General features: G+C 73.1%; 26 protein-coding genes. 16 read left to right on the plus strand and 10 right to left on the minus strand.

What is annotated here, in order from left to right:
* The first annotated feature begins 201 nt into the window (after positions 1 to 201).
* Entirely contained in the window at positions 202 to 1188 is a 987-nt protein-coding gene (locus Sm713_RS00185; RefSeq protein WP_212907690.1) for a zinc-binding dehydrogenase, read from the plus strand.
* Between the two features lie 38 nt (positions 1189 to 1226).
* Here the strand turns inward: Sm713_RS00185 and Sm713_RS00190 are convergent, their stop codons facing one another.
* Both Sm713_RS00190 and sigJ read right to left on the minus strand, forming a co-directional pair.
* Positions 1227 to 2762, minus strand: coding sequence for an amidase (locus tag Sm713_RS00190; protein ID WP_212907691.1), 1536 nt, complete (start codon positions 2760 to 2762; stop codon positions 1227 to 1229).
* Positions 2763 to 2947: 185 nt separating this feature from the next.
* Positions 2948 to 3814 carry an RNA polymerase sigma factor SigJ gene (sigJ, locus tag Sm713_RS00195; protein ID WP_212911673.1) on the minus strand — a complete coding sequence of 289 codons (867 nt, stop codon included), beginning with the start codon at positions 3812 to 3814 and terminating at the stop codon, positions 2948 to 2950.
* Between the two features lie 449 nt (positions 3815 to 4263).
* Here sigJ and Sm713_RS00200 point away from each other — a divergent pair, with 449 nt between their 5' ends.
* On the plus strand, positions 4264 to 4908 hold the full coding sequence (locus tag Sm713_RS00200) for a TetR/AcrR family transcriptional regulator (RefSeq protein ID WP_212907692.1): 645 nt from the start codon (positions 4264 to 4266) through the stop codon (positions 4906 to 4908).
* A gap of 847 nt (positions 4909 to 5755) precedes the next feature.
* Here Sm713_RS00200 and Sm713_RS00205 read toward each other — a convergent pair.
* Positions 5756 to 7132: an NAD-dependent succinate-semialdehyde dehydrogenase gene (locus Sm713_RS00205; protein ID WP_249416011.1), complete on the minus strand. Its 1377-nt coding sequence runs from the start codon at positions 7130 to 7132 to the stop codon at positions 5756 to 5758.
* A gap of 101 nt (positions 7133 to 7233) precedes the next feature.
* Between Sm713_RS00205 and Sm713_RS00210 the strand changes: the two genes are divergently transcribed.
* From Sm713_RS00210 to Sm713_RS00230, 5 genes are all read left to right on the plus strand, one after another.
* Positions 7234 to 7377 (plus strand): hypothetical protein, encoded by a 144-nt coding sequence (locus Sm713_RS00210; RefSeq protein WP_212907693.1) that lies wholly within the window; start codon positions 7234 to 7236, stop codon positions 7375 to 7377.
* Between the two features lie 35 nt (positions 7378 to 7412).
* Positions 7413 to 8390 carry a helix-turn-helix transcriptional regulator gene (locus Sm713_RS00215; protein WP_212907694.1) on the plus strand — a complete coding sequence of 326 codons (978 nt, stop codon included), beginning with the start codon at positions 7413 to 7415 and terminating at the stop codon, positions 8388 to 8390.
* 78 nt (positions 8391 to 8468) lie between these two features.
* A complete protein-coding gene (locus Sm713_RS41370) occupies positions 8469 to 8714 on the plus strand; it encodes a ribbon-helix-helix domain-containing protein (RefSeq protein ID WP_212907695.1) in 246 nt (81 codons plus the stop codon).
* Positions 8704 to 9123: a VOC family protein gene (locus Sm713_RS00225; protein WP_212907696.1), complete on the plus strand. Its 420-nt coding sequence runs from the start codon at positions 8704 to 8706 to the stop codon at positions 9121 to 9123. The genes Sm713_RS41370 and Sm713_RS00225 overlap by 11 nt, the downstream gene beginning before the upstream one ends.
* Complete coding sequence (locus Sm713_RS00230; protein ID WP_212907697.1) at positions 9116 to 10081, plus strand: class I SAM-dependent methyltransferase; 966 nt, start codon at positions 9116 to 9118, stop codon at positions 10079 to 10081. Before Sm713_RS00225 ends, Sm713_RS00230 begins: the two co-directional genes overlap by 8 nt.
* Before the next feature lie 179 nt (positions 10082 to 10260).
* On the opposite strand, the gene Sm713_RS00235 is transcribed toward Sm713_RS00230, so the two are convergent.
* Positions 10261 to 10665: a PPOX class F420-dependent oxidoreductase gene (locus Sm713_RS00235; protein ID WP_249416012.1), complete on the minus strand. Its 405-nt coding sequence runs from the start codon at positions 10663 to 10665 to the stop codon at positions 10261 to 10263.
* Between the two features lie 215 nt (positions 10666 to 10880).
* Between Sm713_RS00235 and Sm713_RS00240 the strand changes: the two genes are divergently transcribed.
* A complete protein-coding gene (locus Sm713_RS00240) occupies positions 10881 to 11618 on the plus strand; it encodes a hypothetical protein (RefSeq protein WP_212907698.1) in 738 nt (245 codons plus the stop codon).
* Between the two features lie 284 nt (positions 11619 to 11902).
* On the opposite strand, the gene Sm713_RS00245 is transcribed toward Sm713_RS00240, so the two are convergent.
* Both Sm713_RS00245 and Sm713_RS00250 read right to left on the minus strand, forming a co-directional pair.
* Positions 11903 to 12631, minus strand: a complete 729-nt coding sequence (locus Sm713_RS00245; protein WP_212907699.1) for an SDR family oxidoreductase — start codon at positions 12629 to 12631, stop codon at positions 11903 to 11905.
* Positions 12628 to 14442 carry an ABC-F family ATP-binding cassette domain-containing protein gene (locus Sm713_RS00250; RefSeq protein WP_212907700.1) on the minus strand — a complete coding sequence of 605 codons (1815 nt, stop codon included), beginning with the start codon at positions 14440 to 14442 and terminating at the stop codon, positions 12628 to 12630. The genes Sm713_RS00245 and Sm713_RS00250 overlap by 4 nt, the downstream gene beginning before the upstream one ends.
* Positions 14443 to 14986: 544 nt before the next feature.
* On the opposite strand from Sm713_RS00250, the gene Sm713_RS00255 reads away from it, so the two are divergent.
* The 3 genes from Sm713_RS00255 to Sm713_RS00265 all read left to right on the plus strand — a co-directional run bounded on the left by Sm713_RS00255 (position 14987) and on the right by Sm713_RS00265 (position 17206).
* Positions 14987 to 15529: a hypothetical protein gene (locus Sm713_RS00255; protein WP_212907701.1), complete on the plus strand. Its 543-nt coding sequence runs from the start codon at positions 14987 to 14989 to the stop codon at positions 15527 to 15529.
* Between the two features lie 235 nt (positions 15530 to 15764).
* Entirely contained in the window at positions 15765 to 16343 is a 579-nt protein-coding gene (locus Sm713_RS00260) for a carboxymuconolactone decarboxylase family protein (RefSeq protein ID WP_212907702.1), read from the plus strand.
* Positions 16340 to 17206: an RNA polymerase sigma-70 factor gene (locus tag Sm713_RS00265; protein ID WP_212907703.1), complete on the plus strand. Its 867-nt coding sequence runs from the start codon at positions 16340 to 16342 to the stop codon at positions 17204 to 17206. Before Sm713_RS00260 ends, Sm713_RS00265 begins: the two co-directional genes overlap by 4 nt.
* Positions 17207 to 17387: 181 nt before the next feature.
* On the opposite strand, the gene Sm713_RS00270 is transcribed toward Sm713_RS00265, so the two are convergent.
* Positions 17388 to 18464 carry a protein phosphatase 2C domain-containing protein gene (locus Sm713_RS00270; protein WP_212907704.1) on the minus strand — a complete coding sequence of 359 codons (1077 nt, stop codon included), beginning with the start codon at positions 18462 to 18464 and terminating at the stop codon, positions 17388 to 17390.
* Positions 18465 to 18788: 324 nt separating this feature from the next.
* Here Sm713_RS00270 and Sm713_RS00275 point away from each other — a divergent pair, with 324 nt between their 5' ends.
* A complete protein-coding gene (locus Sm713_RS00275; protein ID WP_212907705.1) occupies positions 18789 to 19565 on the plus strand; it encodes an oxidoreductase in 777 nt (258 codons plus the stop codon).
* A 115-nt stretch (positions 19566 to 19680) separates the two neighbouring features.
* On the opposite strand, the gene Sm713_RS00280 is transcribed toward Sm713_RS00275, so the two are convergent.
* Both Sm713_RS00280 and Sm713_RS00285 read right to left on the minus strand, forming a co-directional pair.
* On the minus strand, positions 19681 to 20676 hold the full coding sequence (locus tag Sm713_RS00280) for a LysR substrate-binding domain-containing protein (RefSeq protein WP_212907706.1): 996 nt from the start codon (positions 20674 to 20676) through the stop codon (positions 19681 to 19683).
* A 208-nt stretch (positions 20677 to 20884) separates the two neighbouring features.
* Positions 20885 to 21259 carry a VOC family protein gene (locus Sm713_RS00285; protein ID WP_212907707.1) on the minus strand — a complete coding sequence of 125 codons (375 nt, stop codon included), beginning with the start codon at positions 21257 to 21259 and terminating at the stop codon, positions 20885 to 20887.
* A 169-nt stretch (positions 21260 to 21428) separates the two neighbouring features.
* Between Sm713_RS00285 and Sm713_RS00290 the strand changes: the two genes are divergently transcribed.
* The 4 genes from Sm713_RS00290 (at position 21429) to Sm713_RS00305 (ending at position 24533) form a co-directional block, all read left to right on the plus strand.
* Entirely contained in the window at positions 21429 to 22319 is an 891-nt protein-coding gene (locus Sm713_RS00290) for a GNAT family N-acetyltransferase (protein ID WP_212907708.1), read from the plus strand.
* A 148-nt stretch (positions 22320 to 22467) separates the two neighbouring features.
* Positions 22468 to 23055 carry a helix-turn-helix domain-containing protein gene (locus Sm713_RS39985; protein ID WP_249416013.1) on the plus strand — a complete coding sequence of 196 codons (588 nt, stop codon included), beginning with the start codon at positions 22468 to 22470 and terminating at the stop codon, positions 23053 to 23055.
* A 223-nt stretch (positions 23056 to 23278) separates the two neighbouring features.
* Positions 23279 to 23926, plus strand: a complete 648-nt coding sequence (locus tag Sm713_RS00300) for a hypothetical protein (protein ID WP_212907709.1) — start codon at positions 23279 to 23281, stop codon at positions 23924 to 23926.
* Positions 23927 to 24203: 277 nt separating this feature from the next.
* Positions 24204 to 24533, plus strand: coding sequence for a DUF2516 family protein (locus Sm713_RS00305; protein ID WP_212907710.1), 330 nt, complete (start codon positions 24204 to 24206; stop codon positions 24531 to 24533).
* Here Sm713_RS00305 and Sm713_RS00310 read toward each other — a convergent pair.
* Complete coding sequence (locus Sm713_RS00310; protein ID WP_212907711.1) at positions 24520 to 24672, minus strand: hypothetical protein; 153 nt, start codon at positions 24670 to 24672, stop codon at positions 24520 to 24522. The two genes, Sm713_RS00305 and Sm713_RS00310, sit on opposite strands and share 14 nt — an antisense overlap.
* Between the last annotated feature and the right edge of the window lie 28 nt (positions 24673 to 24700).

Genomic DNA, 24700 nt, shown 5'->3' on the forward strand with positions numbered 1-24700 from the left:
CGGCCGGCTCCTCCCGTGCCGGACGGGATCGTTCCACGTTTCGTGGGCCGATGGGTGCAGCCGATGGGTGCAGCCGATGAGTGCATGGACAACTGGACCAACGGTCAAGTAAGGTCCGGGAGGCGGCCAACTTGACCGGCAGTCCAGTTGTATCGCCGGCGGGGTTTCTTCGGCTCTGTTTCTCTGTTGGGGGACATCATCATGCGACGCGTGCGCTATCACGAGTACGGCGGCCCGGAGGTCCTGACGGTCGAGGAGGCCGAGGTACCGGTGCCGGGGCCCGGCCAGGTGCTGCTGCGCACCGAGGCCGTCGGGGCGAACTACGTGGACGCCCTCATCCGCCGCGGCCACCCGGAGGGCTCGCCCTACCACCGGCCGCTGCCCGGCAGCTTCACGGGTGACGTGCTGGGCACCGTGGAGTCCGTGGGCGAGGGGGTCGGCGAGGAGGTCGCGGCGCTGGCCGGGCGGCGGGCCGTGGCGCTGGTCGCCGAGAACGCGTTCGCGGACCACGTGGTGGCCGACGCGGACTGGCTGACCCCGGTTCCGGAGGACCTGGAGGCGGGCGCGGCCAGCGCGTTGTGCCTCGTGGCTCCGGTGGCGCTGGGCACGCTGCGGGCCGGCCGCATGGAGCCCGGCGCGACGGTGCTCGTGCACGCCGCGGCCGGCGGCATCGGCCACCTGGCCGTGCAGCTCGCGCGGCTGCTCGGGGCGGGCACGGTGATCGGCACCGTGGGCGCGCGGGACAAGCTGGACTTCGTCCGGGGGCTCGGCGCGGACGCCGCGATCAGCTACCTGGACGAGGACTGGCCCGGCCAGGTGCGCAAGGTCGCCCCGGGCGGAGTGGACGTGGTGCTCGACGGGGTCGGCGAGGACACCACCCTCCAGAGCCTCGACCTGCTCGCGCCGTTCGGCAGGACGGTGGTGTACGGCTCCGCGAAAGGCAGGCTGACGGACCTGCCCGTCCGCGCATTGCTCGCCCTCAAGGGCGTGGTCGGCTTCAGCCTGCTGGCCTACCGCAAGGTCCTCCCCGAACAGGCCGCGAAGGACGTCGAGCTGACCAGGGACCACCTCGCGACGGGCCGGCTGAGCGTCGAGGTGCACGCCCGGATCCCGCTCGCCGAGGCCGCGGAGATCCACCGCATCTTCGAGGCGCGGACCCACCGGGGCCGGGTGCTCCTCGTGCCCTGAGCTCGCAGCGCCCGAACGCCGCGAACCGCGCCCTCACCTCACAGGGAGGGCGCGGGACGCGCGGTGTTCCCGTTCAGCGCCGCATCCGCCGCATCCGCCGTATCGGCGGTTACCGCTCCCGCGACCGCGAGGAGCAGGGCCTCGCGGCCGGGTGGGCAGACGAGTTGGAGGCCCACCGGCATGCCGTCCACCGTGCCGGCCGGCACGCTCAGTGCGGGCAGGCCGAGCAGGTTCCAGGGGCTGGTGAGGGCGAGCATCGCCGGGCGGAGGGGGACGCGGGCGCCGTCCAGTACGGCGCTGCGGGCGTCGAGTTCGGGTGCGGTGAGCGGCGTGGTGGGCAGCGCCAGCAGATCGTGGCGGTCGAAGAGGCCGGCCACCACGCGCGCGATGCGTTCCCGGTCGGCCAGCGCGCGGACGTACCGCCAGCCGGGGGTGCGCCCGGCGTGGCGCAACCGGTCGAGCACCTCGGATCCGTAGAGGTCCGGTTGCGCGGCCACCCGGTCGGCGTGCACGGCGTAGACCTCGCTGTCCTGGATCGCCCCGAACGCGGCGCGCGCGTCCCGCGCGAAGGCTTCCGGCTCGAACGCCTCCGGGTCCAGGCTTTCCGGTGCAGTCGTGACCGGTGCGGATGCGTCCTGCCCGGATGCGTCCTGCCCGGATACGTCCCGTGTGTCCACGTCCTGCGTCGATACGCTTCCGTCGACGGCGGCCCGTGCGACGCACACCACCTCGGGGTCGATCGCCGTGAACGCCGCGGGTGCCAGCCAACCGACGCGTGCCGTACGGGGGTCGGGCCGCTCGCCCACCGCCGTGCCCGCCAGCACCTCGTACCCGAGCCGGCAGTCCTCCGGGGTCCGGGCCAGGACGCCCACGTGGTCGAGGGAGGCCGACACCGGGAAGACGCCGCCGGTGGGCACCGCGCCGTACGCGGGCTTGAATCCGCTCACCCCGCACAGCGCCGCCGGGATGCGTACCGAGCCGCCGGTGTCCGTGCCGAGCGCGAGCGGCACGATGCCTGCCGCGACGGCCGCCGCGCTGCCACCGCTGGAGCCGCCGGAGATGCACGCCGGGTCGAGGGGGTTGCGGGAGGGGCCGGTCGCGGAACGGTCCCCGGTCGGGCCGTACGCGAACTCGTGCGTGGTGGTCTTGCCGACGACGACCGCGCCGCCCGCGCGCAGCCGCCGCACGCACTCCGCGTCCGCCACCGCGATGTGCCCCGCGAAGTGCGCCGCGCCCGCGGTGGTGGGCAGCCCGGCCACGTCGATGATGTCCTTCACGGCGACGGGTATGCCGTGCAGCGGGCCGCGGTCGTGCCCGGCGGCGAGCTCCTCGTCCGCCTGCCGGGCGGCACGCCGGGCGCCCTCCGCGTCGACGGTCACGAACGTGCCCAGCAGGGCGTCCAGCCGTGCCACCGCCTCCAGGGCACGCTCGGTGAGGTCGGCGGCGGTCGTGCCACCGCCGCGTAGCAGTGCCGCGAGGGCGGCGACGGTGCCGTCCGGTCCGGCGAAGTACCCCGGCTCGACCCGCGCCCGCGCCCCGGTGCCGTCCACGGCCTTCTCCTGATCACTTTCCATGCCGTTCCCGCCCACCTTCGTACTGTTCCTGACCGCGGTGCGGCCGATCTCCGGCCCCTCGGTACCGTTCCTGCCCACGCCAGGCGGACCGTACCGCCCCTGGGCGGAGACGGCCGACGGTCGCCCTCCCCGAGGAACCCGAGGAAGGGGACAGGGGCGACCTGACGCCATGAGTGGATCGGATCTCAGAGCGCCAGGAAAGTGAGGTCCAGCCTCCGCAGCCGGTCGGGGTCGGTCAGGACGTCGATCGCCGTGATCCGTCCGGCCGTCACGGTGAACGCCATCACCGACACGGGGCGTCCCTCGACGAGGCCGACCAGACCGGGCGCCCCGTTGACCAGCGTGGGCCGGCCGCCGTCCGCATGGCGCGCGGCGACGACCGCGCCCGACGCCACGGCCGTCGCGCCCCGGACCAGCCGGACGGGCCCGTGCGCGCCGCCGTCCGCGCGGAGCACCACGTCCGGGTCGAGCACCGCGACGAGCGCGTCCAGGTCCCCGCCGCGCGCCGCGGCGAGGAACGCGTCGACGACGTCCCGCTGCCTCGCCGGATCCGGATCGGGCACCGGCGCCGCGCCCCGCACCCGCCGGCGCGCCCGGCTCGCGAGCTGGCGGGCGGCGGATGGCGAGCGCCCCACGACGGGCGCGATCTCCTCGAACGGCACCGCGAAGAGGTCGTGCAGCACGAACGCGAGCCGTTCCGCCGGGGCGAGGGTCTCCAGCACGACCAGCAGGGCGAGCCCCACGGAGTCCGCGAGCAGCGCCCTGGCCTCGGGGTCGGCCGCGGCGCCGTCGGGCGCGGTGACGATCGGGTCGGGCACGTGCACGTCGAGCGGCTCCTCGCGGCGGAGCCTGCGGCTGCGCAGCATGTCGAGGCAGACCCGGCCGACCACGGTGGTCAGCCAGCCGCCGAGGTTGCCCACGCCCTCGGTGCCGTTCCTGCTGAGCCGCAGCCACGCCTCCTGCACGGCGTCGTCCGCCTCGCTCACCGAGCCCAGCATCCGGTACGCCACGGCGCGCAGGTGCCCGCGGTGCGCCTCGAAGCGTTCGGCCAGGAACCGCTGGTCCGAACGTTCCGGATCGGCTCGCCCGCCGCGCCGCCGTGCCGGTGCCCTTGCCCCTGCTCGAACGCATCCCCGAACCCGTCCCCGAGCGCGCTCCCGACCTCGTGCCCGTGCCCGTTCACGGCCGCCCGCCGCTCGCCGTCCATGCGGTGCCCCGTCCTCGTACCGTTCCGTCCGCGCCCTGTCCGCCCGGACCCGACCCTCGGATCCCTGACGGATCGGGGCGGCCGGATGTGACGGAGACCAGGCGATCGGATGCGACGGAGCCCGGGCGGCCGGATGCGACCGAGGCCAGGCGGCCGGAGATGGCGGGCTCACAACGGGTGGGGGACGGGCCCCGCAAGGGAAACGGGTGCGGGACAGGTCCCCGCAAGGGGGCGGAAACGAGGGCGGGCAGCGGCCCCCGCTTCCCCCGGTGAACGGTGTTAACGTGCGTTCCCGTGACCGCCCACACCGATTCCGCGGGCCGCCGCCGTCCCACCGGCCACCACCACGGGGACCTGCGCAACGTACTGGAACAGGCCGCGCTCGCCCTGGTGGCCGAGCGCGGACCGCACGGCTTCACGCTCGCCGAGGCGTGCCGCCGGGCCGGCGTGAGCGTCTCGGCACCGTACAAGCACTTCGCCGACCGGGACGCGCTGCTCGCCTCGCTGGCCCTCAAGGGGTACCGCGAGCAGCGCGACCGCTACGCCGCCGCGGTCGCGGCCGGCGACGACCCCGGAGAGCAGCTCGCCGCCTTCGCGACGGCCTACGTACGGTTCGCCGCCGAGGAGCGGGCGCTGTTCGACATCACCTTCCTCGCCGGCCTGGACAAGAGCCGCCATCCGGACCTGGAGGCGGCAGGCGGTGAGCTCTTCGCCGCCCTCGTACCCGTCGCCGAGCGCGTCGCCCCCGGCGAGGCCGCCGCCCTCGACCTGCTGGTACGCGTCGCCGCGGCGGCCCACGGCCTCGCCCTCTTCCTCCAGCAGGGCATGCTTCCGGACGGCCAGAACACCCTGGCCGCGGCCGAGGAGCGCGCCGCCCGCGTCGCACGCGCCCTGGTGGAGGAGGAACGCCAGGAACGGCGGACCGGGCACGCCGGCTGACCCCCGGCCGGGCCGTTCCCCCCTTCGCCTCGTCCGCGCAGGAACGCGTACCCCCACTCGGCCGCACCCGCCGACGAGACGTGCCCCCTTGGCCCCGTCCGCGCAGGAACGCGTACCCCCACTCGGCCGCACCCGCCGACGAGACGTGCCCCCTTGGCCCCGTCCGCGCAGGAACGCGTACCCCCACTCGGCCGCACCCGCCAACGAGACGTGCCCCCTTCGCCCCGTCCGCGCAGGAACGCGTACCCCCACTCGGCCGCCGTCGCGCACGAGACGTGCCCCCTTCGCCCTCTCCGCGCAGGGGCGCGTACCCCCACCGGCCGGTGGTCGCGTACGAGACGTGAGGGGACGTGGGGGGATGTCCGCCCGCAGTGTCCTGCGTCAGGCCCAGGGAACCCGTCCGGTCGACGGAGGACGCGGGACCGAGGACGGATATCCGCCCGCGGCCCCGCCCCACGAAACACAAGGCGCCCCACCGCCCGGGGAAGTGGCGCCAGTCCGAGCCGGACAAGGCCAGCCCGATCCGACTCGGCTCGCCCGAGCCGGACAAGGCCAGCCCGAGCCGGACAGGCAAGCCGGAGCCGGACAAGGCCAGGCCGACGTGGACGAGGCCAAGCTACGCTGAGCCGGGCCGCCGACCCACACACCGCAAGACATCCGGGCGAAGCCCGGCAGAAAGGGGCGCGGGGAACTGCGCAAAAGGGCCTGGCCGGACCTGGCGAGCCGAGTCGGATCGGGCAAGCCGAAGCCGGGCCGGGCCAAGCCAGGCCGGGCCAAGCCAGGCCAAAGTCAGGCTGGGCCAAGCCAAGCCAAGCCAAGCCAGGCAGGGCCGGGGCCGGGGCCGATCTCAGGCCGCGCCGGCCACCCGCACCAGCTTGCGGTTGAGGAATTCGCCGATGCCCAGTTCCGACAGTTCCCGCCCGAACCCCGAGTTCTTGACCCCGCCGAAGGGCAGCCCCGGCGAGTCCGCGAAGCAGGAGTTGATGTACACCATGCCGCACTCGATTCGGGACGCCACCTGCCGCGCGTGCTCGACATCCGCGTCGAAGACGTAGGCACCCAGCCCGTAGCGGGTGGCATTGGCCAGCTCGATCGCCTCCTCCTCGCTGTCCACCACATAGAAGGACAGCACGGGTCCGAACGCCTCCTGCTGGTGGAGCGGATTGTCGTCGGCGATGTCCGCGATGATCGTCGGTTCGAGATAGAACCCGGGCCGGTCGACGCGCTTTCCGCCGTGGACGATCCGCGCTCCCGCCGCCTTCGCGTCCTCGATCTGCCGGAGCAGCCCTTCCAGGGCGCGTTCACTGGACAGGGGACCGAGCAGGGTGGCCTCGTCCGCCGGATCGCCCACCGTGATCGCGGCGAATCGCTCCTTGAGCGCGGCCAGCATCCGCTCGCCCCGTTCCCTGCCGACCACCACGACGCGCTTGATGTTGACGCAGCCCTGCCCCGAATTGAACGTGCGGCCCATCACGCACTGCTCGACCGCGTGGTCGAGAGGCGCGCCCTGAAGGATGAGGGCGGGATCGCTGCCGCCCAGTTCGAGGATCACCTTCTTCAGGTTGCGCCCGGCGCGCTCACCGACGGCGGCCCCCGCCCTCTCGCTGCCGGTCAGCGCCACGCCGCGGACGCGGAAGTCGTCGATCAGGGCACCGACCTGCTCGATCGAGCAGAAGAGATTGGTGTACGCCCCTTCCGGCGCCCCCGCCTCCTCGAACAGCCGCGCGAAGGCGAGCGCGCACTGCGGCACGTTCTCGGCGTGCTTCATCAGGATCACGTTGCCCGCGACGAGCTGGGGCGCCGCCACGCGGGCCAGCTGGTAGAAGGGGAAATTCCAGGGCTCGACCGCCAGAACGACGCCGATGGGCTCGGCGACGAGTGTCGCGCCGGGTTCGCCGGGCAGGGACTGCGCCGCGAGGAGCCTTTCACCGTGCTCGGCGTAGTACTCCAGGATGTCGGCGACCAGATCGATCTCCAGATAGGAGAACCGGGTGACCTTGCCCATTTCCAGGATCGGGTACGTCGCGTACTCGTCCCGCTTCTCGCGCAGGATCCGAGCGGCGCGCCCGACGATCCGGGCCCGTTCCGCGACGGGCCTGAGCCGCCAGTCCTCGCGGTAGCGCCTGTCCGCGGTCGCCAGGGCGGCGAACACCTCCTCATCCGACTGCCACGGAAACTCCTTCACGAGGTCGCCCGTGGCCGGGTTGATCGTACGAAAGCTCATGGTCTGCTCCTTGATGACGGATCCCCGGACCCGGCGGGGACGCATCGAGGCTGCTCCGGCGGCAGGGCGCCGGCCAGGCACCGGGTTCGCCTACGTCCCGCGTGACTACCACCGGCAGGGACAGGCTGGACGCGGAGGCCGGCGCGATACTCGACGCATGGCTACTCATCGCGGCACTGGCGCTGGCACTGGCACCGGCGCTGACTCCGGCACCGGTGCTGACACTGGCACCGGGACTGGCGTAGGCACCGGTCAAGCCACCGGCCCCGGCCCCGGCACCGTGCCGCCGGCCGTACCGCGGCCGGGAGCCGTCACCCTCACCGCCCCCGAGCATCCCGGGCACCCTGAGCAGCACCTCGACCCGCGCGCCGAGCTGAGCGAGTTCCTGCGCACCCGCAGGGCCCGCCTGAAGCCGGCCGACGTGGGGCTGCGCGACTACGGGCGGCGGCGCCGGGTTCCGGGCCTGCGGCGGGAGGAGCTGGCGCAGGTCGCGGGGGTCTCGGCGGCCTACTACACCCGCCTCGAACAGGGCAACGCCCGCAACGTCTCACGTGAGGTGCTCGACGCCATCGCCGGCGCGCTCGAACTCTCCGACGCGGAGCGCACCCATCTGCTGCGCCTCGCCCGGCCGAGGCGGCACCGGCGGCGGCCCGTGCCACGGCGCCGGCAGGTCCGGCCGGCGCTGAGGGAACTGCTGACCGCGATGGAGGGCGTGCCCGCGTACGTGTGGGGCCGCCGCACCGACGTGCTCGCGTGGAACCACACGGCCTCCGCCCTCTTCGGCGACTGGTCGGCCCGCGCCCCGGAGCAGCGCAACTGGGCGAGGATCACCTTCCTCGACCCGGCGGCCCGGCGGCTCTTCGCCGACTGGGAGTCCAAGGCGTACGACGTGGTGGGGCAGCTGCGACTCGACGCCGGCCTGCACGCCGACGATCCGCTCCTCGCGGCCCTGATCGGGGAACTCTCCCTGAGGAGCGAGGACTTCCGGCGGCTGTGGGCGGCCCACGACGTCAAGAGGAAGACGCACGGCGGCATGCGCATCGTGCACCCGATGGTGGGTGAGCTGGCCCTCCGCTACGAGACCTTCACGCTCCCCGACGACGACCAGGAGCAGTCGCTGAGCAGCTACCACGCGGAGCCCGGCTCGCCCTCCGAGGAGGCGCTGCGCCTGCTGGCGAGCTGGGGAGCGGACGCCTCCCGGGACTTCTCGGCCGACGCCGGTACGGACGCCGACACGGACACCGGTACGGAGTCCTGACCCCGGGCCCGGCTCGCCACCTCAGCCTGCCGCGCAACCCCGGCTCAGGTCCTTTCTTAGAATGCTAGCATCCTAATTGTGGGGACCGAACCCAGACGACAGGTCAAGCAGTTCAACGTGTACCTGCCCCCCGACCTCATCCGCGCGGTCAAGCACCACGCCGTGGACACCGAGCGGTCGCTCTCCGCGATCGTCGAGACGGCGCTGACCGAGTACCTGGGGCGGGCCTCGGCCCGGAACCAGGACGGCGGGGAAGGCGAGGGCCGCGAGGCCGGGGCTGCGGAGGAGCAGGACGAGACGGAGGAGAGGGACAGTGTCGACTGACGGCATCCAGGGCTTCTGCGTGGAGACGCGGAACTACGGCGCCACGGCGGCGTTCTGGCGATCGTTCGGCTTCCGCGCCGTGCTGGAGACCGACCACGGCTCCGGCCAGTGGCAGCACCCGGCGGGCGGCCCGTACGTCTTCATCGTGGAGCGGCACGACGGCGACCCCCGGACCTACCCGGTGCTGGGGGTGCCGGACGCCGCGGCCTTCAGCCCGGCGCGCGAGCCGGACTTCGCGCAGCCGTTCACGCCCCAGCACTGGGGCGTCACGCAGGCCTTCGTGCGCGATCCGGACGGGCGGTACGTCAGCCTGGAGGCACCGCTTCCGGAAGGTGCCGGCGCCGGACACGGCGGACACGGAGGCCCCTCGGGAGCCTCCGCACACCAGGGATCCGGCCACCATGCCTGACCGGGCCGCTGAGGGCGCCGACGGCGCGAAGGGTCCCGAGAGGCCGCAGGAGCCGGGGCGGCCGCAGGAGCCGGAGAAGCCAGTGAACCCGGAGAAGCCAGCGAACCCGGAGAATCCTGAGGAGCCCGAGAGCTCGGCGGTCCGGGTGGCCCTGTGGCGGGCCCTGCACGTCCAGGCCGACCCGCCGCCGCACGTCCTCGTGGACGAGGTCGGCCTGCGGCTGGCGGCGCCGGACGCCGGCTGGCGCAGTCGTCCGGACATGGACGTGACGGGACCGGGCAGCAGCCGGGCGTCCATCGTGGTCCGCGCCCGCTTCGTGGAGGACCTGGTCGTGGCGGAGGCCGGGCGGGGCGTCGGCCAGTACGTGATCCTCGGGGCCGGCCTGGACACCTTCGCCCAGCGCAGGCCGGAGGCCGCCGCCGGCGTGCGGGTCTTCGAGGTCGACCAGCCGGGGCCGCAGGCGTGGAAGCGGCGGCGCCTGGAGGAGCTGGGTCTCGGCGTTCCGGAGTGGCTGCGGCTCGTCCCGGTGGACTTCGAGGCGGACGGGTCCTGGCCGGAACGCCTCGCCGCCGCCGGGTTCGACACCGCCCGCCCGGCCGTGGTGGCCGCCACCGGCGTCTCCATGTACCTGACGAGGGAGGCCAACGCGGACCTGCTGCGGCGCGTCGCCGCGCTCGCCCCGGGCACCACGCTGGCCATGACGTTCCTGCCCCCGCTGGAGCTGGTCGGCTCCGGCGCGCGCGCCGAGCGCCGGGCGACGGAGAGCGCCGCACGGTCCTCGGGGACCCCCTTCATCAGCTCCTTCGCCCCGCGGGACATGCTGGCGCTGGCCCGCGAGGCCGGTTTCCGCGCGGTGCGGCACGTACCGCTGTCCGGCCTCGCCGACCGCTACTTCGGCGGGCGGCAGGACCGCCCGCAGCCGCCGGGCTGGGAGGAACTGCTGGTGGCGACGGTCTGAGGACCGGGTGCCTGGCGCCCGAACCGCTCCGGGGCCCGCGCGTCGCGCGGCGTCACGTGAGGTCAGCCGCGTGGCGCGGGGGTCCGTAGTGTCAGCCGCGTGGCGCGTGGCGTGTGGCGCCTGGCGTCCGTGGTGTCAGCCGCGTGGCGCGTGGCGTGTGGCGCCTGGCGTCCGTGGTGTCAGCCGCGCGGCGCGTGGGCGACGGAGTCGACGGCGATCGTCAGCAGGAGCCTGGTCTCCGGCCGGCCGGAGAAGCCGGGATAGGGGCGGCCGATGTACTTGTGCGAGATCTCGTCGATGCTCTCGGCCGCGCCGTCCGCGGTCACGTCGATCACCCGGCCGCGCACGCCGTAGTAGCGGGAGGCGTCCTCGGGGTCCGCGATGGTCACCGCCACCCGCGGGTCGCGGGCGATGTTCCGCGACTTGCGGTTCCCCTCGACGGTGTTGATCACGATGTGCTCGCCGTCGGTGGTCACCCAGGTCTGGGTCAGCTGGGGCGAGCCGTCGGGCATCACGGTGGCCAGGAAGCAGGTGCTGGGCCGGCGCAGCAGGTCGAGCAGCCCCTCGGGCAGCGGTATGGACAACGCGGGTTCCTTTCGGTGGACGGTGACCGGCGCCCCGGACGGGGAACGCCGGGACCGGGCCACCCCGGCGGACACCGGACACACGCGCGCCGGCGCCCCGCTACGGACGCGATGATGTCACCACCACGAGCGGGGGCGACGGCCTCCCCTGCCTGCGCCGGGCGCCCCGCGTCCCGGCCGGCTCGGCTGCCACGATGGGCTGGCACGATGTCCCGGTGTTCGCCGAAGCAGAACGAGACCGGGTGCGGGCGGCCCTGCTGGCCCGCGCCGAGTCCGATCCGGAGGTCACCGGCGCCGCGTTCACGGGCTCGTACGCGACCGGGGACGGCGACCGCTGGTCCGACACGGACCTGGTGCTCGGCGTGCGCGGGGACCCGGCCGCCGTGTCGGAGGCATGGACGTCCTGGCTGTACGAGGGGTTCGGCGCCGTCCACCACTGGGACCTGCCCACCGGCTCCGCCACCGTCGTCCGCGTCGTGCTCCTGCCAGGCTGGCTGGAGGTCGACCTCACCTTCGCTCCCGAGGCGGACTTCGGCCCCCGCGGCCCCCAGTGGCGCACGGTTCTCGGCACCGCGCGCCCCCAGCCGCCCTTCGCCCCGCCGCACCGCCCCACGCTCGTCGGCCTCTGCTGGCACCACGCCCTGCACGCCCGCATCAGCATCGAGCGCGACCGCCTCTGGGCCGCCGATTACTGGATCGGCACCCTCCGCGCCCGCCTCGTCGAACTCGCCTGCCTGCGCCTCGGCCTGCCCGCCGCGCACGGGAAGGGGGCCCATCTGCTGCCCGAGGAGGTGACCGGGCCGCTCGCCGGAACCCTCGTCCGCGAGCTCTCCGCGCCGGAGCTGCGGCGCGCGCTCGCCGCGGCGGCGGGGTGCTTCGCGGCGGAACTCGGCCGGGGCGAGCCGGAACTCGCCGGCCGGCTCCACGGGCTCCTCGCCGAGCTGGTGCGCTGAGGAAGCCTGCGCTGAGGAAAGCCTGCGTTGAGGAAGCCTGCGTTGAGGAAGCCTGCCCTGAGGAAGGCTGCCCCGAGGAAGGCTGCCCCGAGGAAGCCGCGCTGAAGAAGACCGGAACTCAGACGTCCGCCTCCGGGCCGGCGCCCGCCGCTGCCGTACGCCGTTCGAGTGGCGCACCGGCCCACCGGGCCACCGGGCCACCGGGCCGCCGGCCCACCGTCAGCGTCCCCGCGCCGGGCCCCGGCCACCCCGGCACCGGCCCGACCAGGCCTGGTCACGTCACGTCACGTCAGCATCGACCCGCCGTCCACCGTAAGGATCGTCCCCGTGGTGAAGTCCTGGCGGAGCAGGTACACGTACGCCTCGGCGATGTCCTCCACCTCGCCGACCCGGTCCAGCAGGTTGGATTCGGCGATCTGCTCGTACATCTGCTCGCGCTCCGCCTCCGGCATCCGGTCCCAGACGGGCGAGCGGGAGACGCCGGGGCGTACCGCGTTGACCCGGAGCGGGGCCAGCTCGACCGCTGCGGCCCGTACCGCCGCCTCGATGGCGCCGCAGATGCTCGCCCCGAGCACCCAGCCGGGGCCCGGCCGCTGCACCGCGGTGCCGCTCGTCAGGACGACCGAACCCGTGGTGCGCAGGTAGGGGTGCGCCGCGCTCAGGGCGCGCAGCGCACCGAAGTAGCGGAGCTGGAAGAAGTCCTGCGCGGACGCCATGTCCATCTGGTCGAGGGGCGTCATCCGCAGCGGCTCGCCCGCCGTGTACACCAGGTGGTCGAAGGCGCCGATGCGGTCGAAGAGGGCGGCGACCTGCCCGTTGTCGTTCAGGTTCGCGGTCTCGCCGGCGCTGCCCTCCGGCAGTTTCTCGACGGCCGCCCGCACCCGGGCCTCGTTGCTGGACACGACGGTGACGCGCGCGCCCAGCTCCGCCGCCTGCGCGGCGGTGGTCAGCCCGATGCCGGACGTGCCGCCCAGGACGACGACCCGTTGATCCGTGAGGGGCGTGAGGGTCATTCACCCACACTCCCGGGCATTTCGTCGCCCGGCAACTCCGTGGGCGGCCGCCCCGTACCGGGAACCGCCTCCGTGCCAGGAATCGCCTCCGTACCAGAAACCTCCTTCGCACCAGGAACGGCCTCCGTACCAGGAACCTCCTCCGCCCCCGCCGGCTCACCCCCCGACGTCTCCAGCAGCGCGCGCACCTCGTCGCCGGACGTCTCGACCAGTTCCTCGTCCACCAGCAGCCAGCGCGTGATCCCGATGGATTCGAGGAACGGCAGGTCGTGGCTGGCGACCACCAGGGCGCCCTGGTAGGCGGCGAGGGCGCCGGTGAGCTGGCGGACGCTGGGGACGTCCAGGTTGTTGGTGGGCTCGTCCAGCAGCAGGAGCTGGGGGGCCGGGGCGGCGAGCATGGTCGCCGCGAGTGCCGCGCGGAACCGCTCGCCGCCGGAGAGGGTGCCGGCCGGCTGCTCGGCGCGGGCGCCCCTGAAGAGGAACCGTGCGAGCTGGGCGCGGATCTCGTTGTCGGGCACGCCGGGGGCCATCCGGGCGACGTTCGCGGCGACGCTCAGCTCGTCGTCCAGCACGTCGAGCCGCTGCGGCAGGAACCGCAGCGGCACGTGCGCCACGGCCCGCCCCGACACCGGCTCCAGCTCTCCGGTGAGGGTGCGCAGCAGCGTGGTCTTGCCGGAGCCGTTCCGGCCGACCAGCGCGATCCGCTCGGGCCCGTGCACGTGGAGGCCGCCGCGGGCCAGCCGGCCGTGCGGCAGGCACAGCTCCTCGACGGTGAGGACCGAGCGGCCCGCGGGCACGGCGGTGCCCGGCAGGCTGACACGGATCTCCGCGTCGTCGCGGATCGCGTTCGCGGCCTCCTCGCGGCGCTCCCGGGCGTCGTTCAGCCGCTCCTCATGGAGGCCGCGGAGCCGGCCGGCGGATTCCTGGGAGGCGCGTTTGCGCGCGCCCGCGACGATCCGCGGCGCGCGCCGCTGGGCGTCCAGCTTGCTGTCCTGCCGCCGCCTGCGGGCCAGCTTGGTCTGCGTCTCCGCCAGCTCGCGCTGCTGCCGGCGGACGTCGGCCTCGGCGGCCTTCAGCATCCGCCCGGCCGCCTCCTGCTGGACGGCGAGCGCGTCCTCGTAGGCGGAGTAGCCGCCGCCGTACCAGTTCACCTCGCCGGAGCGCAGCTCGGCGATGCGGTCGACGCGTTCCAGCAGCTCCCGGTCGTGGCTGACGACCACGAGCACACCGGACCGCCAGGAGTCCACCGCGTCGGAGAGGCGGCGGCGGGCGAACAGGTCGAGGTTGTTGGTCGGCTCGTCGAGCAGCAGGACGTCGGGGTGCTCCAGCAGCAGCGCGGCCAGCCGCAGCAGCACGGTCTCGCCGCCGGACATCTCGCCGACGGTGCGGTCGAGGCCGATGCCGTCGAGGCCGAGCGCGCCGAGGGTCGCGAGGGCGCGTTCCTCGACGTCCCAGTCGTCGCCGACGGTCTCGAAGTGCTCCTCCGCGACGTCGCCGGACTCGATCGCGCGCAGCGCGGCGCGACGGCCCGCGATGCCGAGGGCGGCGTCGACGCGGACGGTGGTGTCGAGGGTGATGTTCTGCGGCAGGTAGGCCAGGCTGCCGGGCACGGTGACCGAGCCCCCGGCGGGGCGCAGCCGGCCGGCGAGCAGGCGCAGCAGGGTCGACTTGCCCGTCCCGTTCGCCCCGACGAGGCCGGTGCGGCCGCGCGGGACGGTGACGGACAGGCCGTCGAAGACGGGGGTGCCGTCCGGCCACTGGAAGGAGAGGCCGGTGCAGGTCAGGGAGGTGCTGGGAGTGGGATTCGCCATGGGATCTCGCAGTCGCACGCGCGGTGGGCTTCGGGCTGGGTGCTCGGTGCTTGGTGCGTTCGTGTGCGAGCACCGCACGGCGCGCGGGACGGGACGAGATGCGTCTCAAAGCGGTCGGCTGGGACCGAGGGAGGGACGGCTCGTACACCGAGGTCGCGTTCCGCGCGTGTCACGGGCGCCGGGCGTGCCGGCTGCGGGTGACGTGTGTACGGCGGGGCCGTACCGCGCGATGGTCGCTGACCTCAGACGAGCAATGTCCACCTCTCTCGGAGACAACAGAGACGTCCACGAAGGTAACGCGTCGCCGGCGGGCCGCGCAAAGAGTTTTCGACGGCACCCGACGGCACCCGACGGCTCCAGAGGCGCACGACAGCCCCGATGGCTCCCGATCACCCCAGCCCCACGCCCCATCCCGAACGTACAATCGAATACGAGGCAGGCGGCCCTGCGATGCCCTGCGTACACGCGGGAGCACCCCGCGGTAGCCGCGGGCACCGTGGAACCCCTGGCCTGGCGCACGCACGCCCGCAAGGGAGAAACGGAAATGACCACCGTCCAAGCCGATCTCGTCCTGTCGGACTCGGTCTTCCACGCCCAGATCAACGCGCCGGTGGAGAAGGTCGACATCGCGAAATGGCTGTTCGGCCTGCCCGACGCCGAGTACCAGCGGTGCGCGCCCCCGGACCACATCGCCGCCGGCGCCACCACCACCGACGAGGGCCGGCCCATGTCGATCAACGTGGAGGTGATCGGCACGTCGCTGATGGTCCAGCACTACGTCGGCGAGATCACCGAGCCGCACCACTGCCGCATGGTGTCGGCCTCGGACGTCTTCACCCCGCAGGGCCACACCAGGGTGCAGGTGATCTGGGACCTGAGCGTCACGCGGCTGGGCGAGGACCGGTGCGAGTACGCGAACTCGGTCACCGCCCACCCCACGGAGGAGTTCCTCGGCTTCCTCCGCGACCACGGCGTCACGTTCGAGCAGGCCGCCGGCGAGCGGCAGGCGGCGTCCAGCGACCACAACAGCCGGGAGACGCCGCGGTTCGCGGCGAGCATCGAGCGGGCGGCGCTGTCCCGGGGCTGAGGTCAGGAGGTTCGGGGCCGGCGGCGGATCGATATCCGGGCCCCGGTGGCGGCCGTCCCGCTCAGGGGCCACGTGGCGGCCGCCGCGTCCAGATGACCGTCGTGTCTGTCACATCCGACCGTCGCGGCTGTCACGTCCGCTGCCCGGCCGGTGTCTTCATGCCGAACCGCCGATCGTGCACACGGCGCCATTCGGGCGCTCGACGCCGATCGGGCACTCGACAGGGGAGAACACCATGGCGCTACGCGTTCCGAAGGCGGAGCTCGCCCCCGAGCTCGGCGAGAGCATGATCAAGCAGTTCGGTGCCGTGCCCGAACCGCTGGAGGTGACGTCGCACAACCCCAAGGTCGCCGGGACCAGCCTGGAGCTCGGCGGCAGGGTGGGCGAGTGGGACGCGGCCGACGAGAGCCTCAAGTCGTTCGCGCACATGGCCGTCGCGGCGCAGGTCGGGTGCGGCTGGTGCCTCGACCTCGGCTACTTCCAGGCGCAGAACCAGAACCTCGACCTGGCCAAGGCGAGCCAGGTGCCGCGCTGGCGGGAGTCGGAGGTGTTCACGCCGCTGGAGCGGGACGTACTGGAGTACGCCGAGGCCATGACGAGCACGCCGCCGACCGTCACCGACGAGCTGTCCGCGCGCCTGCTGGACGGGCTCGGCCCGGCGGCGATGGTCGAACTCACCGTGTTCATCGCGTTCTCCAACTTCGCGACCAGGAGCAACGCGGCGTTCGGGATCGAGTCGCAGGGCTTCTCGGACTCCTGCGAGATCCCGCTGGCCGGGCGCCCCGGGACGCCCGGCGTACCGTCGGCGGCATGACCGGGGACCCGTTCGTCGCCCATCGCAGCCTGCTGTTCACGGTCGCCTACGAGATGCTCGGGTCGGCGGCCGACGCGGAGGACGTGCTCCAGGAGTCCTGGCTGCGGTGGGCCGGCGTCGACCGGTCGGCGGTGCGCGAACCGCGCGCGTACCTCGTCCGGGTCGTCACGCGGCAGGCGCTCAACCGCCTGCGGACGCTGTCGCGCAGCCGCGAGGAGTACGTCGGCGAGTGGCTGCCGGAACCGCTGCTGACCAGCCCCGACGTCGCCGAGGACGTCGAGCTCGCGGAGAGCGTGTCGATGGCGGTGCTGACGGTGCTGGAGACGCTCGGGCCCACCGAGCGCGCGGTGTTCGTGCTCCGCGAGGTCTTCGAGATGCCGTACGGCGAGATCGCGGAGGCGACGGGCAAGTCCGCGGCCGCGGTGCGGCAGATCGCGCGGCGGGCCCGCGAGCACGTGGTGGCCCGGCGGCCGCGGATGCGGGTCAGCCGGTCGGAGCAGCAGGCCGTGCTGGAACGGTTCCTGGCCGCGCTGCGCACCGGCAACCTCCAGGACCTGATGGAGGTCATGGCGCCCGACGTCGTCCTGATCGCCGACGGCGGCGGGATCGTGACCGCCGCCCGTGCCCCGCTCCACGGCAGCGAGCTGATCGCGAAGCTGTTCACCCGCGCGAACCGGGTGGTGGCCGAGATCGAGACAACGACCGTCCACCTCAACGGCGCACCCGCGGGCCGCCTCGAAGTCGACGGCGAATCGGCGGCGGTGAGCGTCGTGGTGGAGGACGGGCGGATCACCCGGATCTACGTGGTCCGCAACCCGCGGAAGTTGACGCGACTGGACGAACCGTCGGAACTGGCGCGGTGAGGTGGCCGCCGGAGCCGGCGGGGGGGGAGCCCGCGAGGGAGCGGCGGGTAGGGCCGTGAACCGGTGAGGCAGCGGCTCGTCAACGGACTGGGGAGTGAGTTCCGGCCCGTGCGGGCGGACCCGGTTTCGAGGTCTGCGGCTCGACCGCCGTCCCTACCACCGGCGCTCCATCACGTCGGCACTACCGGCGCTCCATCACGTCGGCGACCACGCAGCTGATGTTGTCGGGGCCGCCGTACCCGTTGGCGAGGGCGACGAGTTCGCGGACCGCCTGCTCGGGCTCGCCGGTCCCTGCGAGCACACGGTTGATCTCCGCGGCCGGCACGACGGTGGACAGGCCGTCGGAGCAGAGCAGGTACCGGTCTCCCCGCCGGGCGTCGTGGAGGCGCATGTCGGGGGTGGCGTCCGCTCCGTGGCCCAGTGCCCGTACCAGCAGCGACCGCTGGGGATGGGAGGCGGCCTCCTCCGGGGTGAGGCGCCCTTCGTCGACCATCGTCTGCACCAGGGTGTGGTCGTGGGTGATCTGGAACAGCTCTCCGTCGCGCAGCAGGTAGACGCGGGAGTCGCCGATGTGGACGAGGGCCAGTCGCGACCCGGTCCAGAGCATCGCGGTGAGCGTGGTGCCGGCCTCTTCCGGGGAGGCGCTGCGCCCGGTGACACCGCGCACGGCCGCTCCGGCCTGCTCGACGGCGTCTTCGAGGACGTTGAGGAGGTCGCCGGCCGGGATGCCGTCGGTTTCCAGGCGCTTCAGGGCATCGACGGCGGCCGTGCTGGCGGGGGCTCCCTGGCTCCCGCAGCCGTCGGCGACGGCGAGCAGGCGGGGTCCGGCGTAGGCGGTGTCCTGGTTGCTCTCGCGGACGAGGCCCCTGTCGGACAGGGCGGCACAGCGGAGGGCGAGGGGCTCGGCGGTCTCGGGCATGGAGGGGTCCTTCCAGGACAGGTGGTCGATGAGGAAGGCGGCCAGGTCCCGCCGTGCGGCGGTGTCGGCCTCGACCCGGGCCCAGAACGCGCGGATCTCCTGGGCCGCCGCACCCGCGTCGAGCGTCCGGACGTGCCGGATGCGGGCGAGGGGCATGCCGAGGCGCCGGAGCCAGGCGACCAGGCGGGCCTGGTCGAGTTGTTCCGGTGCGTAGAGGCGGTAGCCGGTGACCGGGTCGACGCGGGCGGGTGTCAGCAGGCCCAGCTCGTCGTAGAGGCGCAGGGCCTTCGGCGACAGCCGGGACGCCTTCGCGAACGCCCCGATGGTCAGCAACCCCATGCCCGTTCCTCCTCATGCCGGGCACGTCGCCCGGCCCCGTCGATGCTGCGGGCTCCCCCAAGGTGAAGGTCAACCATGACGTTTGCCGGGATGCCGGGATGCCGGGTCCCGTACATCCCGGGTCCCGTACATCCGGGGATGCCATAGGAGTCGCCTATAGCACGTGCTGAATTTCCGTCTTTGCCTCTCGCTCTTTTCCCTACGTACGGTGAATCGACTCGACGACGTGCGCACCGCGATTCCTCCGGAATTCGTGCCCCGTGCACGGCGCGTCGTGCCTTCTTCCGTCGAGCGGACAATCACGCGATCGAGAGGACCGTTGGAATGACCACGATCGAGAACGGATCGGGAACGCGGGAACTCGCGGGAAAGCGGGCCCTGGTCACGGGCGGTTCCCGCGGAATCGGAGCGGCCGTCGTGCGCCGGCTCCTGGACGCGGGGGCCGACGTGCTCACGACCGCCAGATCGGCGACGAGCACGGTGCCGGACGGGGCCACCTTCGTGGCGGCCGACGTGCGGACACGCGCCGGAGCGCAGGCGCTCGCCACGGCCGCGCAGGACGTGCTCGGCGGGGTGGACGTCGTCGTCCACAACGTGGGCGGGGCGCGACCGTACAAGGACGCTTCGGCGATCCCCGACGAGGAGTGGCAGGAGGCGCTGGACCTGAACTACCTGGCGTCGGTGCGGCTGGACTCGCTGCTGGTACCGGGGATGCGGGACCGGCGCTCGGGGACGATCGTGCACGTCTCCTCGGCGGCGGTCCTCACCCCGGTGGGACCGTTCCTGCACTACACGGCGGCGAAGGCGGCCCTGGAGAACTACAGCAGGGGGCTGGCCCTGGAGCTCGCCCCGTCCGGGATCAGGGTCAACACCGTGACGCCCGGCAGGGTCGCCACCCCCGGCGGCGAAGCGACACGGGAGCAGTGGGCGAGCCTGGAGGTGGGGCCGAGCCAGACCAACGCCGCCGACACCACCCCGCTGGGGCGCGACGGCCGGCCCGACGACATCGCCCACGCGGTGCTTTTCCTCGTGTCCGACCGGGCGGGCTGGCTGACCGGGAGCAATCTCGTGGTGGACGGCGGTGAATTCCCCATGAGGTAGCCGCCGCGGGGATTCCGGAACAGGTCGCCGGGGAAAACGGCCGACGGAATTCTCGACGGGCCACCGGGAAATCCGCCGGCGAAATCACCGGAAGAATCACCGGTAAAACCACCGGTCAAGCCAGCGGCGAGGACACCGGCCGTGACGTCGGCCGTGACGTCGGCCGTGACGCAGGCTGTGACACCGGCTGTGACACAGGTTGCGACACCGGCTGTGACACCGGTGAGAAGTAAGAGGATCTGTACCAGGTCTCCTGACGCAGGAATTCCAGCAGGGCCGTCTCCGCCGGGCCCGCGCCGGGCCGGACCGCGGCGACGACGGGCTGGGACACGACCGGGAACACCGGGCGCACGAGGTGCTCGTGACCGGGGGGCACCGCGGACGCCGGGACGAGCGTCACCCCCAGCCCGTGGGCGGCCCAGCGCACGGCCGTCACCGTCTGGGACACGCGGGCGACCGTGGTCGGGGCCAGCCCGTTGTCCCGCAGCACGTCCACGAGCACGCCGTCGAGCGCGCTGTCGTGGCCGAACCTCACCCACGGCTCCCGTTGCAGCTCACGCAGGTCGACCCGGTCCGCGGCGAGCTGGGGGTGGCCGGCGCCCAGCGCCACGACGAACTCCTCGTCGCCGAGGTGGTGGCCGTCGTACAGCCCTTCCTCGCACGGTCCGGCCATCAGGGCGATGTCCAGCACGCCCCGGCGCGCCAGCCGCTCCAGCTCGGCGGGGTTCGGCTCCTCGAAGACGGTGACCTCCAGCCGCGGGAACCGGCACCGCAGGGCGCTCAGCGCGCCCGGCAGCTGCCGCGTGCCGAAGCCCATCTGCACGGCGACCACCAGCTCGCCCACCAGCTCCTCGGCACCGGCACGCGCGGTCGATCTCGCCCGCCGCGCCGCCCTCACAGCGACCTCGGCCTCCCGCAGGAAGGCGCGGCCGGCGAAAGTGGGCACCAGCCCGGTCGGGGTGCGGGAGAACAGTTCCACGCCGAGTTCCCGCTCCAGGCTGCGGATCTGCTGCGACACCGACGGCTGGGCGACGTGCAGCAGATCCGCAGCCGCGGTCACCGAGCCCTGCTCGGCAACGGCCAGGGCGTACTCGAACTGTCGAAGGCTCATCGACTCGCGTCTCCTCCCTGCGGTGACCGGGATCCCCGTTGCCGGCGTCGTGATGGCAGATAACCCGTTTCCGCCGGCGGAGATTCCCGTGGACCCGCCGGGGCCGATCCGTTCTCGGCGGCGCCGCCGGGCCACACGTTCCGTGTCGAGCGAGGTCAGAGGGCTCGGGTGGTGGCGCGGTCCTGGCGCTGGAAGTGCCGGCGGGCGATCAGCTCAGCCGGGCCCGCAGCAGGCAGAACTCGTTGCCTTCGGGGTCGGCCAGGACGTGCCACGGCTCGTCGCCGCTCTGGCCGATGTCGGCCGGGCGCGCCCCGAGCTTCAGCAGGCGTTCGAGCTCGGCGTCCTGGTCGCGGTCGGTGGCGTTGACGTCGAAGTGCAGCCGCAGCTTGCCCGCCCTGGGCTCGGTGCTGGGCACGAAGACAAGAGTCGGCTGGAGCCCGCCGAACCCCTCCCGCGGTCCGATCTCCACGGCGCCGCCATCATCGTCGTCGAGCACGACGAAGCCCAGCACCTCGCACCAGAACCCGGCCAGCGCCTGCGGGTCCCGGCAGGGAACGATCAGTTCGGAGATACGACAAGCCATGGCCGCACCCTACGGGGGGCCAACCGCAGGCGCCCAGTGATTGAACGGCCAGGGCCGCGACCGACCAGCCTCGCTGAGGATGAACCACCACCCGTGGTGTGGACCGTGACCTGCGGCTGATTCCCGGGAATGCGCTCACAGGCGTCGCGTGAGTGAGAGACCATGAGGCATGCGCCCGGCTGGCTGGCACCTCACCGAAGACGTCGACGACTTCCTCGCCCGAGCCGGAGACTTCCTGCACTCTCGCCCCGCCCTGCACACCACGCCGCTGACGGCGATCGAGAAACTGCGAACACGCGGAGCGGGCGCAGAGGGCGCTGAAGCCACCGTCTTCGGCCGGCTGGAGTCAGGTGGCGAGGTCTGCGCGATCTTTTACCGCCCTCCGTCCCGCCGCCTGAATCTCACACTCCTCACCTCAGAACAGGCCGACACCCTGGCCGCCCACCTAGCCGACCTCGGCCACTCCTTCTCCGGCGTCACCGCGGACCACGACACCGCCACAGCCTTCGCCGAGGCATGGCGGCGGCACTCAGGCGCAGTGCCCGTACCGGACTGGCGGGGCCGCCTCTACCGCCTCGGTACGCTCACCCCGCCGCGGTTGCGCCCAGAGGGCCGGGGCCGAGTCGCGGACGCTCAGGACCATGAGCAACTACTGTGCTGGTGCCGGGAGTTCTGTGTCGGCAGCGGAGAGACCGTCACCGTGGACGCCATAGATGCCGGCTCCTGGACTGGCACACGTTTCGCCGACAAGCACTTCACGTTCTGGGAGACGCCGGACGGCTCTCCCGTCTCCATGGCGGGTTCGACTCCGATGGTCGGCGGCATGATCCGGGTGGACCCCGTCTACACCCCGGCCCACCTCCGGGGTCGCGGCTACGCGGGCGCCGTGACGGTTGAGGCGAGCAGGGTCGCGCTGACCGCAGGCGCGACGGACGTCGTCCTGTTCGCAGACCCGGGCAATCCAGCCAGCAATGCCCTCTACCGGCGAGTCGGATACGCTCCGGTTGCCGATTTCACTGGGTACGACTTCTCCCGGGACGCCTCAGATGCCGGTTACTGACCCCCGAAGCCTGGTGTCATGCGACGCATGACAGTTGCCTCGCCGGCGCGACACCTGGCGCGCCGGATCGCAGCCGGCGCCGCGTGGCGTGGCGCACTTTTGCAAGCGGGTGCTTGCAAAAGTTAGCAAGGTGGGCCAGTATCAGGGCATGGCAACGCTCAACGTGGGCAATCTCGGTGAGTACCTCCGCGAGCAGCGGCGGCACGCGCAGCTGTCGCTGCGTCAACTCGCCGATGCCGCCGGGGTGTCGAACCCGTACCTCAGCCAGATCGAGCGCGGGCTGCGCAAGCCGAGCGCGGAGGTGCTCCAGCAGGTCGCCAAGGCGCTGCGGATCTCGGCCGAGACGCTGTACGTACGCGCCGGGATCCTCGACGAGCGCCAGCGCGACGAGTTGGAGACGCGTGCGGTCATCCTCGCCGACCCCTCGCTGAACGAACGGCAGAAGCAGGTGCTGCTTCAGATCTACGAGTCGTTCCGCAGGGAGAACGCGGCAGGCGACGGTCCCGCCTCCGGAGCCGGTCCGGGCTCCGGTGGCAGTCCGGGCTCCGGCGCCGCGGCCGGGCGCGACGGCGGCGGTTCGGAGGTGTCGGCCCGATCGGGTCCTGCCTCCGGTTCGGGCCCCGTCTCCGGATCGGACGGTGCGGAGGGTGCGACCGGAACGGATGCCGGGTCCGATGACGGGGCACCCGAAGGGCGCCGCACGGGTGGCGCCCGGCAGAAGCGTGGCGATCGGTGAGAGCCGATCGCGCCGATCGCGCCGATCGCGCCGATCGCGCCGATCGCGCCGATCGCGGAGAACGGCACGGTCGGCAACGACAACAGGACATACCTGGGTGACGCGGATTCACCAGATCACTTGACCATCCAGGGCAGCATTCGCGGCAAGTTTCACAAAAACAGAACATCGGGGCGTCCGAAGCCGATCGCCCCGGCCGAACGCACCGAGAGGAGCACCCCCCATGGCCATCTCCGATGACCTCCGCAAGACCCTGACCAACCCGACCCCGCTCTACTTCGCCGCCGGCACCGCCGACCTCGCGCTCCAGCAGGCGAAGAAGATCCCCGGCCTGGTCGAGCAGTTCCGCGCCGAGGCCCCCGGGCGGTTCGAGGCGGTCCGCCGCACCGACCCCCGCGAGGTCCAGAACCGCGCCACCGCGCGCGCCAAGGACGTCCAGAGCACCCTCCAGACCAAGGTGAACGGGATCGTCGGCCAGCTCGACATCGATCTGAAGAAGCTCGGCGAGTCCGCCCAGGGCATGGCGCTGCGAGGTGTCGGGGTGGCCGTCGAGTACGCCGTCAAGGCACGGGAGACGTACGAGAAGGTCGCCGAGCACGGCGAGCAGACCGTGAGGACCTGGCGCGGCGAGACCGCCGGCGACCCGGCCCCCGCCGTCGTGGGCACGGACGGCACCGGCAAGCCGGGCCCCGTCGTCGTCAAGGACGCCGCCAAGGATGAGGCCGACGAGCCCAAGAGCGCCGCTCCCAAGGCCCCCAAGGCATCACCGTCGACGTCCCCGTCCACCTCCGCGACCGCCAAGAAGGCTGCCGCGAAGAAGCCGGCCACCCCCCGGAACGGCACGAAGAAGACCACCCCGCCGGCGAAGTGATCCTCGGCGAGGCGACCGACCGCGACGTGATCGCAAGCCCCGTGGCCACGGGTCGGGTCACCGTCCGTGACGCCGCCATCGGCAGAGCGGCCGCCGGTGAAGCGGCCGGCCCGGCCGAGCGGGTGCCGGCACCGCATCGCCGGGGTGGCACGAGCATGGTGTCGCCCCGGCCGGTGCCGGGCCCGGGGTGCTCGGGCACGACCGGCGTGCCTCGTGCGTTCTCCGGGTACGGTGGCCGCACAAGGCCGAGTCGACACAGGTGGTGGACGTAGTGCTGATGCAGGGGTTCGCTGGAGTCATGTGGCTGCTGAACGTGGCCCTGATCGCCTTCAGTGGCTTCGCGCTCTTCGACGCCGCGTTCCGGCGCGAGGACGCGTACCGCGCGGTCGACAAGAAGACCAAGCCGTTCTGGCTGATCGTGCTCGGGCTGGCCTTCGTGGTGAGCCTGATCTTCCCGATCCTGTCGTTCCTGCCGATCATCGGCTTGATCGCCACGATCGTGTACATGGTGGACGTCCGCCCGGCCATCCGCGGGATCAGCGGCGGCGGTGCGCGTGGCCGCGGCTCCAGCAGCGACGGTCCCTACGGTCCGTTCAACGGCCGCTGAACCGTCCCGCGCCGCCAAGCCCGGCTTCTGACCTCTGACCGTCCAGGCCGTCCTGGCCGTCCGGACCGTCGAGGCCGTCCGGACCGTCCAGGCCGTCCGGATCATCCAGGCCGTCCGGATCGTCTGATCCCTGTGTCATCCGGTCGCCGGGCCGCCCACCCGGAGCT

It is taken from the genome of Streptomyces sp. TS71-3 (genome assembly GCF_018327685.1).
Classification (GTDB): domain Bacteria; phylum Actinomycetota; class Actinomycetes; order Streptomycetales; family Streptomycetaceae; genus Streptomyces.